12 protein-coding genes are annotated in these 13,584 nt (G+C 54.5%); 2 read left to right on the top strand and 10 right to left on the bottom strand.

The features are described 5' to 3' along the window. Nucleotides 1-306 precede the first annotated feature (306 nt). The 7 genes from ACYVHB_RS12620 to ACYVHB_RS12590 form a co-directional block, all read right to left on the bottom strand. Nucleotides 307-771: a hypothetical protein gene (locus tag ACYVHB_RS12620; RefSeq protein WP_461052096.1), complete on the bottom strand. Its 465-nt coding sequence runs from the start codon at nt 769-771 to the stop codon at nt 307-309. A 145-nt stretch (nt 772-916) separates the two neighbouring features. Then, a complete protein-coding gene (locus tag ACYVHB_RS12615) occupies nt 917-2,299 on the bottom strand; it encodes a M20/M25/M40 family metallo-hydrolase (RefSeq protein ID WP_461052095.1) in 1,383 nt (460 codons plus the stop codon). 41 nt (nt 2,300-2,340) lie between these two features. Continuing rightward, nucleotides 2,341-2,871 (bottom strand): hypothetical protein, encoded by a 531-nt coding sequence (locus ACYVHB_RS12610; protein WP_461052094.1) that lies wholly within the window; start codon nt 2,869-2,871, stop codon nt 2,341-2,343. After that, on the bottom strand, nt 2,868-3,551 hold the full coding sequence (locus ACYVHB_RS12605) for a hypothetical protein (protein ID WP_461052093.1): 684 nt from the start codon (nt 3,549-3,551) through the stop codon (nt 2,868-2,870). Before ACYVHB_RS12605 ends, ACYVHB_RS12610 begins: the two co-directional genes overlap by 4 nt. Nucleotides 3,552-3,625: 74 nt before the next feature. After that, nucleotides 3,626-5,686, bottom strand: coding sequence for a plastocyanin/azurin family copper-binding protein (locus ACYVHB_RS12600; protein WP_461052092.1), 2,061 nt, complete (start codon nt 5,684-5,686; stop codon nt 3,626-3,628). 46 nt (nt 5,687-5,732) lie between these two features. Further along, nucleotides 5,733-6,074: a tRNA-binding protein gene (locus ACYVHB_RS12595; RefSeq protein ID WP_461052091.1), complete on the bottom strand. Its 342-nt coding sequence runs from the start codon at nt 6,072-6,074 to the stop codon at nt 5,733-5,735. 1 nt (nt 6,075) lies between these two features. Next, entirely contained in the window at nt 6,076-7,791 is a 1,716-nt protein-coding gene (locus tag ACYVHB_RS12590) for a PA14 domain-containing protein (protein ID WP_461052090.1), read from the bottom strand. A 138-nt stretch (nt 7,792-7,929) separates the two neighbouring features. Here ACYVHB_RS12590 and ACYVHB_RS12585 point away from each other — a divergent pair, with 138 nt between their 5' ends. Beyond that, nucleotides 7,930-9,297, top strand: coding sequence for a PQQ-dependent sugar dehydrogenase (locus ACYVHB_RS12585; protein WP_461052089.1), 1,368 nt, complete (start codon nt 7,930-7,932; stop codon nt 9,295-9,297). A 102-nt stretch (nt 9,298-9,399) separates the two neighbouring features. Here the strand turns inward: ACYVHB_RS12585 and ACYVHB_RS12580 are convergent, their stop codons facing one another. The 3 genes from ACYVHB_RS12580 to ACYVHB_RS12570 form a co-directional block, all read right to left on the bottom strand. Further along, a complete protein-coding gene (locus ACYVHB_RS12580) occupies nt 9,400-9,927 on the bottom strand; it encodes a molybdopterin-dependent oxidoreductase (protein ID WP_461052088.1) in 528 nt (175 codons plus the stop codon). A 118-nt stretch (nt 9,928-10,045) separates the two neighbouring features. Continuing rightward, nucleotides 10,046-10,396 (bottom strand): winged helix-turn-helix domain-containing protein, encoded by a 351-nt coding sequence (locus tag ACYVHB_RS12575; protein WP_461052087.1) that lies wholly within the window; start codon nt 10,394-10,396, stop codon nt 10,046-10,048. 113 nt (nt 10,397-10,509) lie between these two features. Further along, a complete protein-coding gene (locus tag ACYVHB_RS12570) occupies nt 10,510-11,610 on the bottom strand; it encodes a saccharopine dehydrogenase family protein (protein WP_461052086.1) in 1,101 nt (366 codons plus the stop codon). Nucleotides 11,611-11,741: 131 nt separating this feature from the next. On the opposite strand from ACYVHB_RS12570, the gene ACYVHB_RS12565 reads away from it, so the two are divergent. After that, nucleotides 11,742-13,580 (top strand): glycoside hydrolase family 2 protein, encoded by a 1,839-nt coding sequence (locus tag ACYVHB_RS12565; RefSeq protein WP_461052085.1) that lies wholly within the window; start codon nt 11,742-11,744, stop codon nt 13,578-13,580. The last annotated feature ends 4 nt before the right edge of the window (nt 13,581-13,584 follow it).

The raw sequence follows: 13,584 nt of genomic DNA, 5'->3' as shown, positions 1-13,584 counted from the left end.
TCGGAGATAAAAATGGAGTAAATCAAAAACTAACTAGTTCACTGATAGTACGTTGTGAAAGTACTCATTAACGCCATAAAAAAGCGTCTCCGGGCCGAAAACGCCTTTAAATTATTTTGCCTCTTCAATTTTTTGCAAAATAATAACGGTGCATAAACTCAATATGCGTATAAATCATGGTGATTTTGGATTATCGAAAAGTGTACTGATAGTGCAAAAAGAAAGCCACGCTGTTAAAGGCGTGGCTGTTTCATTGATATTGCGATAAGTGTTTATTTGAAATGGCTATACAAACTGCTTTAACATCTACTTTCGATAAACAATCTGTAGTTGACCGGGTGCGGTGGCTGTAGCACTTACAGGAAAAGTAATCGCTTGGTTTGGTGCCGCCAATTCCTCAACACCATCAGTTAATGTGTAAGTGAATGTCTCACTATCACCATCAGTGTACTTAAGTGTTAATGTGGTGCTGGCATAGTCCCAAGTTCCTTTGACATCCGCAACTTGACCATCCTGTCTTATATTATTGATGAACGATTTATCAGTGCGTATATCAATGCGAGATGCGTACGAGCCGAAATCATAATTATAAAGATCTATACCCAACGTATTTAGTCCTGTGTTAGGCGCAACAAAGCCGCTTAACTGGCCACGATTCAATTCCCAGCGACCTACAACAGGTGATACCGGCTCAGGATCACTATCCTTCTTACAGGCGTTCAGACTTGCCAATGAAATGGTTACGCAGAGTATGTACAAAAAACGCTTCATAAACAGCTACATTTTGATTGATTGACTAATAAAACCGAATAAGCGACCACAAAGTACGAATAAAACGAACAGAACCGATTGTTGTTGAAGGGAGGAGCTAAATTCTTCATCAATAAGTCAATTGATACCTAACACTGACTATTCATCAGCGCAAATTCGGGACGGGCAGCACCGGTAAGCTTTCGTTGCCGTCCTCGCTCACCGACTGCACGGCGAAGTAGTAGTTGTCTTTGGAGTAGGACAGGGTCATGCCGAGTTTGGTAGTGAAGAATTTCTTCTGCCAGAAGGGCCAGTTCGTCTCCCGCATCAACACGTAATAGCCTTTCACTTTGCCAGACGTGGGGGCTTTCCAATATAGCGCCGTCGAATTAGTCAGGTTGCGCACGTCGATGGTGACGGCCTGCGGTACCGCCGGGGCTTTGGCGAGGTTGGCTAATGTAGCGAGGTTGACGGCTGTGTTTTTACGCAGGTAATCAAAGTCCATAAACTTGGCGTAGTCACCGTATTCGATGCCGGCCGGCGTCCCGGCGTTTTCCGTCCGTAAATCCTGATGCTGGTGCTCGTAGTTCTCATTCATTTCCGTCAGGCGGACAGCCGCAAATCCCCGCTGCACAAACGGCGTGTGGTCGCCCCCGCGCAGGTAACGGTCATTGCGATAAATGAGCACTACCTCCAGGTTGTCGACGTAGCGCTCGCCGAGTTCCTTCACGTAGCGGGCCAAAGTGCGTGCCCGACCGTCGTTCTCATTGCCGAACTGCCGGATTTGGGCGATGCGGCCGGTGGTGTCTCGGAGTAAATTACCGGGCAGGCCTTCGCTGAAAACCCGGAGCTTCGTGTTGTCACGAATGTTCGTCTCGTTAGAGTAGTTACTGCCCATAATGTCGTTGTTGAGCAGGGCTTCGAGGTTCACTTTCTGCTTCACGTACTGCTCCGACAGGTGCTCAGCCCCCAGCAAACCCTGCTCTTCGCCACTCACGACGGCAAACACAACCGTAGCCGGGAAACTGGCCTGACTCATCACCCGACACAGTTCAATAACGGCAGCCGTCCCCGATCCATCGTCGTTCGCGCCGGGGGCAACGGCCGTACGGTTCATGACGCCCGTAACGCGCGAGTCGATGTGACCCTGCACCAGAAACACGCGGGTATCGGTGGGGTCGGTGCCTTTGAGCGTGGCCAGCACGTTGCCCATCTCGGTTGGAACATCCACGCGCCGACCGTCGGCAGGGAGCGTCCAGGTGTCGATATTGGCCGTGAGCCGTCCGTTTGCCCGTTTCGCGTAGTGATTGAATTTGCCGAGCACCCACCGCCGGGCTGCCCCAATGCCCCGCTTCGGGTCGGTTGTGCTGCTGAGTGTGCTGCGGGTGCCGAAACTAACCAGGCCGTCGACGTGCGCCCGCAGGCTGTCGGCCGAAAGCTGGGCAACGAGATCGGCGATTTGCGGATCGCGGTTAAGGGTCGTTTGAGCGGAAGCCGTAACAAAGGAAAACAGGAGACACGATAAGAGCAGGCCGTAGCGGTTTTTCATAGGTTAGATGATTGAGTGAGCGAAACTACTGAAAAACTACATCAGAATCCCCACGACACACCCGCGCCTACAGCGGCCTGCCCTGTCAGCGGCACCGGCGTAACGGACATACCCACGCGTGGCTGGCGCAGCATCTGATTGTAACGCGACACGGCTTTGTTGACCTGACTGTTGCCAATGATATTAAACGTCAGCGAAGCGGCTAAAGAACTGCCAACCACTGTCCAGTACGCATCGCTGTTTCGGTTTCGGCGGACGAGAATATAGACCAATGGGGCCAGCCCGACCACTCGGCCGAGGGTGGTCATGGTTCGGAACGTTTGGAAATGGTGATTCACCGTCGGGTCGTTCAATTCATAAAACGGCACTTCGAGCGAGTAGGGCGACGACAGTTTCTTGCCGCCGTAGAAGTAAACGCTTCCCAGCGACGACGAGCCAGCCGCCCGCTCAACGGGCATCAGATGCACGGGAATGGGCGCGGTTCGGTAGTAACCCGTATCAGCCCGCTGGCGCTGAGCGTGGGCGAAGAAAGACACCCCTAAACTAACTATAAGCAATAATGCTATTCTCATTGCTTGTTTTCAAATGACTTTAGCCATTCATTTTCTTTGGCTTCCGCGTCAGGATCTTCCTGCGTTTCAGACGCTAAACGAAATTGCTCTTCCCAACCTTCGCGTGCTGAGTCGCTGCTTGCCCTGGGTTTGCCATCCAAACGAACATCCTTGTTGATCCGCTTATCTAATTGATACAATATTCTGTCAGCTTTTGAGAACGGTATGTCCTTGTCTTGACAAAACGCAAGTAGTTGATCAAGGTAGTCAAAATACGTACTTACTTTCCGGCTTTGGGAAGTCGCTGAATAAATATCGTAGATGTCTTTACCATTCACAAGCACACGATATGCTCGACGGTCTATGATCTGAAATACATTTGGATTGCGAAATCTGAGGATTGTTGAAGCCATTGGCAGATCAATTCCCTTCGACTGTTTTGCCAACAGCATCTCAAGAACTGTTTTGCCGTCGCGATGTTCGCCTTGGCGCAACTTGGTAAGTTCGTTCAGAAGAGTAACTATTTCTTGATTTAAGATCGGATACCGATTCACCTTCCATAAAACGATTTCCTGAATCACAGCCTGATCAAAAGCACCGCTTGATGCGTCTAATTTACTTGTTAGCTCAGGCTGATAATGATAATCGGCAAAACATCCTTCTAAATCTTCTTTGCTAAATTCATGGGCCTTTCGTATCATGGCATACTTGGCTCGACTGCTTACGCAAAAAATTACTCTTTGTATTTCGCCCGGACGTGGCCGTCCAGGTTACATCACTTCACCACTTTCAGCGTTCCCTGCATCAGCGAGGAGTGGCCGGGGAAAGTGCAGACGAACTGGTAATCGCCCGGTTCGGTGGGGGCAACAAAGTAGATACTTTCGGCGGTTTCGGGCTGCAGAATGTTCGTGTGATACAGCACGTTTGGCGTGTTGGGTACGTAGTTCATTTTCGGGCCGTTCAGATTCAACCGCAGGGCCAGGTCGCCGACGGGGTTGGCCATGCCGGGCTTCACAATCACGAAGTTGTGTAGCATGTCGTCGTTGTTGTTGAAGACGACTTTCACACGGCTACCGGCTTTTACTTCTACCTTCTCGATATCGAATTTTAGGCCCGGTTTGGTGCCAACGGTGATGACTTGGTCGGGACCGCTGGCCCAATCCGTAGGCTGCTCAATAAGGCGCTTGTTGCTTTTAACGGCTGTTGCAGCCGTTTTACTGACCTTTTTCGCTGCGCCGGGCCGCTCCGGCGTACCAAGGTTTTTAGTCGAAGCCGAAGCCATCATATCAGCGTGATTATGATTAGCTGATGTTGTAACTCGCGCGGCAACGGTTGCCTTTTCGCCGGGTGCAATAGCGTTCAACGTGTAGTAGCCGGTTGGGTGCAACAGCGACAGATTGCCCGATGCCGCCCGGACGCCCTCGGCTTTTACCTCGTGGATGTAGCCTTCGCGCAGCACCGTATCAGCCACGATGCGGGCGCTCAGGCCATCCTGGGCGACAATGACGCCCCGAATGGGAACGATCTTCGCGTCTTCGATGGGGCTGCCGTACGTTTTGTGGTACTTGTAGGTGAAACTATTCAGGCTGTAGCTGGCCGGGTCTTCGGCGGTTTTGCGGTCGACGGGCGTGGTAAATGTCACCTCGAATCCATCGGGTTTGGAGCGGATGGTCTTCATCTCGAATGGCGTTTTACCCGTCCAGACTAACCGCTGAATGCCGTACGGATCTTTACCCGTGGCGGCCCAGCCCCGGCTCGTCATGCCAACGATCAGGGAGCCGTCTTGCCCCCAAACGGTGCGAATAATACCCGACTGGAATCCTTCCCGAAACGGAAAACACGCTCCCTGCCACTCGCCATTAACTTTTTCCAGCGCCACCCGCATAATTTTGCTATGGCCCTGATCGCCCACGAATACCTGTCCGGCAAACGGTCCGAACGCGCCGTTGGTGGTGTCTTCTTTAAAATCGGCCGTTGAAATGCCCATCAGCGTATGCGGAAACCACACGGCCGGTACTTTTAGATTCTTCATCGTTTTGGCCACCTCGTGCATTGGCTTACCCGTGCTGGGAACATCTTCAGGTTTCAGGCTCAGGGGCGACCCAGCTTCGCCCGACCAGCGCAAACCAGCAGGGTTTCCCGCGAAATCACCTTTTTCGAGGTGCGTCATCCGGCCCGATCCGACCCAGTCTCCCTGGTTCTCCGTGTAGAAAATACTACCGTCGCGCAGGACACCAAAACCGGCCGGGGAGCGCAAACCCGTGGCCCAGGGCGTCATTTCGCCGTTTTCGGTCAACTTCAACATCCAGCCGCGCCACTTGGCTAAGCTGGCTCCGTAGCCAATCCAGTCGAGGTTGAGCGTAATAACCATGTCGCCGTCGGGCAGCAGCACGGGGCCGTAGCTGTACTCGTGGTAATTGCCGGACAGCGGCCATTTGTAGAATGATTTGTACTCGTCGGCTACGTCGTCGCCGTCGTTGTCGATGAGCTTGGTCACTTCGCCCCGCTGGGTACAGAGCAGGTAGCCTTTGGGATGCCACATCAGCCCCAGCGGCTCGTGCAGTCCCGACGCGAACTTCTTGAACGTGGGCACACGGCTGCCCCGCATGTACGGATTGCCGATAATCCAGACCTCACCCCGGCGCGTACAAGCCGCCAGCCGCCCGTCGGGCAACGGAGCCAGGCCACCCACTTCGAGTTTAATCTCTTCCGGAATGGGCAGCGTGACAATCCGGTAGTAATCGCCTTCGGTTGCGGGGCGGGATTGCGAATGGGCGAGAGGGCGAAAGAGTGAAAAGGCGACTATAACGCAACTAAGGAGTCGTAATCTGTTCATAATGAGAGGGGTAATTTTGCATTAATCATTTTGCATTAACCATTGTCTATGCAATTCGTAAACCATTCTCCGTAAACCGTTCGGTTTGCAGCAGCGTCACCATACCGTCCTCGCCGACCGCGCCCAGCACTAAGCATTCGCTCATGAACGTAGCAATTTGCTTGGGTGGAAAGTTTACGACCGCCACAACCTGTTTGCCCACCAGTGCATCGGTCTGGTACAAAGCTGTGAGTTGCGCCGACGTACGTTTTGTACCCAACGGACCAAAATCGATAGTCAGTTTATAGGCCGGTTTGCGGGCTTGTGGAAACGGCTCGGCCGCGAGTACAGTGCCGGTGCGAATCTCGACTTTCTCAAAGTCGGACCAGGTGAGAGATTCGGTTGTCATGTCAGAAAATAATTGCGTACGCCACCAACCCGACCCCGTTTTTCATCGGAACGGGCAGCAGCAATTCCTGTTTGCCACTGCTCTGCCGCAGTTTTACGTTGGCTTTCGGATCGAATTGGATGTAATAACTGCGGTCGTTGATGGCGTATAGTCCTTTGCTCACTTCCTCGATTGAAGATCCGGCGGCAACGCGGCAAAAGGGTGTTCCGTCCGGTGAACCCGTTAGCGACAGAGTGCGCACGAGTCCATCGGTTTCCAAACCGTTCTGCCGGGTTCGAATGGCGTCCGTAACGGTCAGCCCGGCCAGTTCATACGTGATGGTTGGTGCGCCCTGCTTATCGACCGTCAACTCTTTGTAGTGCAGGCTGTTCTCACTTATGCTGTCGGGCCAGGGGGTGTTGTCATTGGTCAGTACCAGCAAGGCAGGTTGGGCGGGCAAATAGACCGTAGTACCCAATGGACTGAGCAGTTGAGGTTCCCCGCGCTCGTGCCACATCTCGGTAACGTTGGCAAAATTACCTTTCCAGGCTTGCAGCAGCGCCATTTGGTTCAGGTCGAGCGTGTAGTGATACCCGCCCGGCGAACCAACCGATAGACTGTGCGTACGTTTCGTTTTCTCACCCGGCATCTGCACGAACGAGCGGATGAGCTGGGATTTCGTTTCCGGCGTCACACTGATGACACCCACCGGATCGGGTTCGGGCAGCGACGCCAGCGTGTGGAGTGGCTGCGGACGCGTACCGGCCTGCGAGACGTAAAGCCCTAACCCTGGCCGCGCCCACGAACGTGTAAAAAATACCTGAATTTCATGCGGCCCGGCGGTGAGGGCTGCCGGGCGGGTTTCTGGCTGACTGAGATCGTGGTACGTAGCCGGAATGATCTCTTTTCCATCAATCCAGAGACCCGCAATGCCACCCTGGTGAAGATCAAACTGATAATCACCCGCTTGCAGGGCGTTCAGTTTGCCCGTGAACAGGATTGAGTACCGGCGTGGCTGGCCATACGCCACTTCATAATTGACCATCGCCGTCGTATCCTGTTTCAATACGGTTTTACCCGCCAATTCATCACGTTTACTGGTTTCACCTTCGTAAATCGTGTAGCTAAGTGGGCCGCTCCATTGGGCTACATTACGGGCCGATAACACTCGGTACCCCACATTCCGAACCGCTACGGTACCGCTCGGGGCCATCAGCGCCACCGGACCCGATGCCTTGCCGGTCAGTAGCTGCCCCTCGCGCACCATTACACCGTTCAACGTCAGTTTCTCAAGCATTGCCGGGCTATTGCCCCTGCCGGTTCTATACCACAATTCCAGCGTTTGCCACAAACCAGGCGCTTTCAGCAGCCGGGCCAGGTCGCGGTCTTGCCTGAACGACAATGTTTGACCGGTAGGCAGGGATACTGACGCGTCGGTTCCCGTTGTCATGAGCAGATCGAAACGCATCCGAAAATCGTCGGTGGGAGTAGTCAGCGTCAGCGGGTCACGCCCACCAACCAGCACCCCACTGCCCGTTACGCGGTCTGTCGGCACAATTTTCAGTGATCCGTCAGGTTTGGTGGCAATTGCTCCAGCGAGTTGCCAACTGGCGGGCCGGTTTAGCTGTGACAACGACAATGCAGGCAAGTCGGATTGCGCGAAGAGTGGAGCCGACAGCAGTCCGCTGAGAGCCAGAATCAGTACGGGGTGGCTTCGTGAGAAAGTAGATAAAGTCATACCAGGAGCAAAGCGGGAATACGTATACTTGTACTGCTTAAAGTCGGGAAACCTGCTTATTTCCTGCTTCCCGATAAAAACTTTCGCCCGTAACGAATCGTTAATTCAGCGTCAACCTTGTACACAAATTAATAATCTATGAAAACATCATTTCTGCTGACTATGACCGCTGCTCTGCTCACCGTAAGCCTGGTCTTAGCCAATAAGGATACGCCAAAGAGACCGGCTAAACGGCCTGTCACCCAGTCTACACCTGTTGTTATTGCGCCGGACCCGGACAACGGCGGCCTTAAATTGGTCAGTGGCTTTCAGGCGCTGGTTTTCGCCGATAACCTTGGCAAAGCCCGTCATGCGGCTATTGACCCTACCACGGGAACATTATTTGTAAAACTTGACCGGCTCAAAGACGGTAAAGGCATTGTGCAACTGAATGACACTGACGGCGACGGTCGCGCCGACCAAACCACCACGTTCGGAGCGTATCCCGGTACGGGTGCAGGTGTCTATAATGGCTATCTGTACGCATCGGCCGATACAGCCGTTTTTCGCTATAAACTCACCAACGGCAAGGTAACGGAGACGACTCAGCCCGAAACCATCGTAACGGGACTGACGCTGCAACGCCAGCACGCCAGTAAATCATTCGCCGTCTCGCCCGACGGCAAGCTGTACGTCAACTTCGGTGCGCCGTCTAATGCCTGTCAGGAAAAGGACCGGACGCAAGGCTCGAAAGGGCAGGACCCTTGCCCAATTCTGGAGAATTACGGCGGCATCTGGGTGTTCGACGCCAACAAACCAAATCAGAAACAGTCGGAGGGCAAACGCTACGCTACCGGCATCCGCAACGCGGTGGCCCTCGACTGGAATACGGCTAACAACACGCTATACGCCCTGCAACACGGCCGCGACATGCTGGCCACGCTATACCCCGGCATGTACACCAATGAGCAAAGCGCTGAGCTGCCTAATGAGGAGTTTCTGATGGTGAAGGAAGGCGCTAATTTTGGCTGGCCTTACTGCTACAACGACGATAGTCAGGGCAAGAAAGTGCTCGCTCCAGAATACGGGGGTGATGGCAAAAAACAAGATCGTTGCGCTGGGATGGAGAAACCAATTATGGCCTTTCCCGCGCACTGGGCACCCAACGACCTGCTTTTTTACACGGGAAATGCCTTTCCCGCCCGATACAAAAATGGCGCGTTTGTGTGTTTCCACGGCTCCTGGAACCGTGCCCCACTGAAGCAGGGTGGCTATTTTGTGGCGTTTATTCCGTTCGGGAAAGACGGTCGGCCGTCGGGCAAGTACGAGGTGTTCGCCGAGAATTTCGCGGGTGTGGCCGAAGAAGCTAAACCGGGTGAAACCGCCAACGCGGGCAAACCCGACCTCGTTAGCCCCGGCGATGCCAAAGCCCGTCCAGTGGGGTTAGCACAAGGACCCGATGGCTCACTTTACATCACCGATTCAGTGAAAGGTAAGGTTTGGCGGGTGATGTACGCAAAGAAGTAAAATTGCGGGTAACAGAATCGTATCGACAGGCAATCGCCCGGAAGAAACAGTTCTTCCGGGCGATTTTTATGCGTAGTCGCTATGAGCTAATGCGCACAACGTTTATTTGGCAGATCGAATCTCAATGGCTTTCACTTCCCGCACCCAGCGGGCGGGCTTTTTCTCGCCGGGCACAACGATCCGGTAAGGTCCTACTCCGGTGGGCAGCGTCGTGCCGTCGACGCTGTCGGCCAGCAGAATAGTGCGTGTGGCAAAGTCAGGATCAATTTCAGGCAGCGCAAACAGCACTTCGTACCCGTCAATGGCCCTCACGACTATGTACTTTGTGAGGTTTTTACCCCGTAACTCCCCGCCCAGCGTGGCCCCCGCCTGCCTGAGTAAGTCAAATAAAGACACTCCAGAATAGCGGTGTTCTTTCCCATCGCGGTCGGTGGCTGTCACGTCGGTGTGTGGCATGGCCTTCAGATCGGCGGCCTGGAGCGTCAGCGGTTTGGTTACTTCGCCCGAAATGGTCAGCACCGTTTGCCCAAAGCTGGTAAAGGTCAATACGCTGAACGTAATCATCAACGCCATATACGTCCGGTTAACCGAACTGAGGAGCGAGTTGAAGTAGGTCGGGATCGGGTTCATCACAGATTGGTGAGAATGAGTTCCAGTATGGCGTTATTTCTGACGAAAGATAGCGGCCGATATAGTTCTTCGGAAATAACGGTTACTAAAATCTAAAATAGTTAGCGACGGGTGTCAATCAGATTGGCAGGTTGGCTAATTCATCGGTCAGAAACTGCTGAAACCGTTCGTGCAGGGCGCGGTAGTGTGCGAGGTGTTTTTCGCCCTCGGCGGTTACGATAGCACCCCCGCCTTTTTCGCCCCCGGTTTGAGTAACCACCAACGGCGCGTCGGCTAAGGTGTTCATCGAGTGGACTAACTCCCAGGCCCGCTTGTACGACATCCGCATGGCTTTGGCCGCCTGATTGATGGAGCCGGTGTGCTGAATATGCTGTAGCAATTCCATCCGACCAACGCCCATAAACCGCTCTGTAACGTTCTCAGGAGTTGTTTCGAGCCAGATGCGTCCATTGATGCGGAGGTTATTCATGCCGTAAGTGAATATTGGGTTAGCTGTTCATAATTAATTTTACGGCACTAAACTTAATTATAGACTTCCATAGTGAAGTTTAGTGCCGTAAAGTTAATTATGGAATCCTATAGTTAACCCTCCCGCGTCACTCCGTCAATTTCCAGAATCAGGTCCGCGCCATACAGTCCGGCCGGGGTTTGGTAACCGGCCTTCCAGTCGCCGTTGAGCACTTTTTTAGTGATGGTCAAGGCCGTTAGCGCGGTGAGCGTGTAGCCTTCGGGGCCGTGCAGCCGGGCTTCCAACATTTGGCCCTGTGCGTTCCAAACCTTACCCCAGACTTGGGTACGAGCGCGTTGGCGCGTGGCTTCGTCGGGGCCGGTGACGCGTTTGGCAATCTGTTTTTGCAGAAACGACTGCACGGCCCGGTTGCGCAGCAGCCCGCCGAGGTAATTTCCCAGTTTGGCCAGCCGGATCTGCCCCGCCGATGAGCCGACGAACGTTTCGATGTTGGGGATGCCGGTGGTGTGGTAAGCCGTTGAGATGTCACCCCACGGGATGCTCATGCAGGGTCGCACCAGGCCGTTTCCAAAGTTGACACTCACTATCTTGTGCGCATTTGGTACAGTTTCAATTTGCCCGTTTCGCCGGACTTTACCGCCCCCGCCTGCCCCTTCAAGCGCGGTTTGCGCCGTGCCTTGCGACAGGTTGCTCCCTTCGGTGAAGAACGCCAATTGCAGGTGGGTGGCATCGGGAAGCCGGTCGTGGAGGTAACGGGCCATGCAGTCGGTCGGCACAACGTCGAAACCCACGCCCGACATAAACATGACGTTTTGCCGAATGGCTTCGGAATGCAGCGTCATGCCGTGCTCAAACACCGCAATTTCGCCGGTGATATCGAGGTAGTGCGTTCCCGTCCGCAGGCAGGCTTGTTGCATGGGCGCGGCCGTTTGCGAAAAAGGCCCGGCGCAGTGCAGCACCACCGGAATGTCCAGCAGGAGCGCGTCGAGCGCGGAGGAATCATTCAGATCGGCCACGCGGTAGGTTAGGGCGTGTTTTTCGGCGAGGAGCTTGATTTTGGCTGCACTCCGTCCTGCCAGCACGGGCGTTAACCCGAATGAGTTGGCCCGATTAATGATGAGTTGAGCGGTGTAGCCGTTGGCTCCGTAGAGCAGAAAATTGGGCGGTCCGTCGCACGGCGGTCCGTCGTACGGCGTTGTTGTCGGGCTGTTCATGAAATGTAAAAATATACGTGCTACGCAGATTGCTAAATTATTGATGACAGTTCAATAGCGTGGGTAGGGCCGTCGTTGATTGGATGACACGTTTATCAAACCGCCGTGCTTGTTTAACCGTTTATTGCCACATGGAGTTACAACCGCTGAATTACGGCCTGACCGAGAGCCGAGTAGAAAAACTGGCTACCCCGGCCACATCACCATCGCTACCCCGCGCCGTTAACCGGACCGACTCGTTTGTGCTGCTCGATGGCGAGTGGCAGTTTGCCCTCGACGCCGACGACCGGGGGCTAAGCGAAGGCTGGCACCTGGGCCACGGTTACCAGCGAACCGCAAACTGGCCCGGCACGGTCGAAGAGCATTTAGCCGAAGCCAAAGAAGATGCTGCGCAAACGTCGTGGCAGGATACCGTGGTCGTGTGGTATGAGCGGGAATTCGACCTGCCGCCCTTGGCTGCCCTAACGGCCGATAAATCCACCCTTCAGCTTACGTTTGGCGCCTGTGGCTACGAAACCCGCGTTTGGCTGAACGGTATGCTGCTCCAGACCGTCGAAGGCGAAGCCATTCATTACGGTGAGTACACCTCATTTTCCTACGAACTTAATGCTGAACTCCTGCAACCTGTAAACCGACTTACGGTTCGCATTGCCGACTCGATGGATGCCGACGTGGCGCGGGGCAAGCAGGAGTCGCTCGTATACAAGCGGGGGGGCATCTGGTATCAAACCTCAACGGGGGCCGTTCGCAGTATCTGGATTGAGGCCGTCGGGCGGAATCGGCTACGCTCCCGCGTGGGTATAGTGAGCACGGTGGAGGATAAATTTGTGCGGGTGAACCTGACTCCCCGCATCCTCGACCCCGGCCAATACATCATTCGGGTGCAGGTGTTCGCCAAAGACAAGGACCACATGACCCCAATGGCCGAGTCTGATTTCCCGTTGCGGTTGGAGGCCGGTCAGAAACAGCAACGCGTAACCATTGAGGTGCCAGGGGCACAATTGTGGTCGCCCGAGTCGCCGACACTCTACCGGCTGGTCGCACAACTCATCGACGCCGATGGGTATGGGTCACCCATCGAAACGCACTTTGGCTTGCGAAAGGTGGAAGCCAGGGGGTGTTGGGTATATCTGAACGGCAAGGCCACCTACCTCGACGGTATTCTGTACCAGCCTGGTACGGCCACGTTTGAGGAGATGAAACGGCATTTTGTAGCGATGAAAGAACTTGGCTGTAACCTCGTTCGGGTGCACATCGCGGGCATCGACCCCCGGATTTACAACCTCGCTGATGAGATGGGCCTGCTGCTGTGGGTGGAAGTGCCCAGCCCGCACAGCTCGAACGAACGGAGCCGGGCCAATCACCAGGCGGAGTTGATGCGGATGCTGGCCCTGATGGAAACACATCCGTCCATCGTGATCTGGAGCCTGTACAACGAAGACTGGGGCGTACAGGACATCGCGGATAATCCCGAAACCCGGCGCTACATCACCGATATGTACCACTTCATGCAGATTCACCACCCGCAGTTTCTGGTCGTCGATAATGACGGCTGGCGCCACGTTTCCAGCGAAGGGCGGTTAAAATCTGATTTGTTCACGGCCCATCTCTACACCCCCGACCCCGACCAGTGGCGCAATATGCTCGACCGCCTGACGCGGGGCGAACTGGAAGGCGCCACGGCTTTCCCGATGGTGGTAGGCGACCCGTTTTTCTACCGAAAACAAGTGCCGCTGGTCATTAGTGAGTGGGGTGGTTTTGGCTTCGCCAATTACGGGGGACCCAGCGACGCCGACAACCGCACCGAGCGGATTCACCTGTTCAAAGACGAATTGCGGAAACGAAGCATCGCGGGCGACGTGTATACGCAGGCAACGAATATTGAAGACGAACGCAACGGCCTCATCGACTTCCACACGGGCGAACTAATGGTCCCGGCCGGGTTGCTGGCATCGCGGGCAAACGGGTAGTGCC

It is taken from the genome of Spirosoma arcticum (assembly GCF_054779955.1).
Note: the sequence above shows the minus strand (reverse complement) of the source record. Positions and strands in the feature narration are given on the sequence as shown.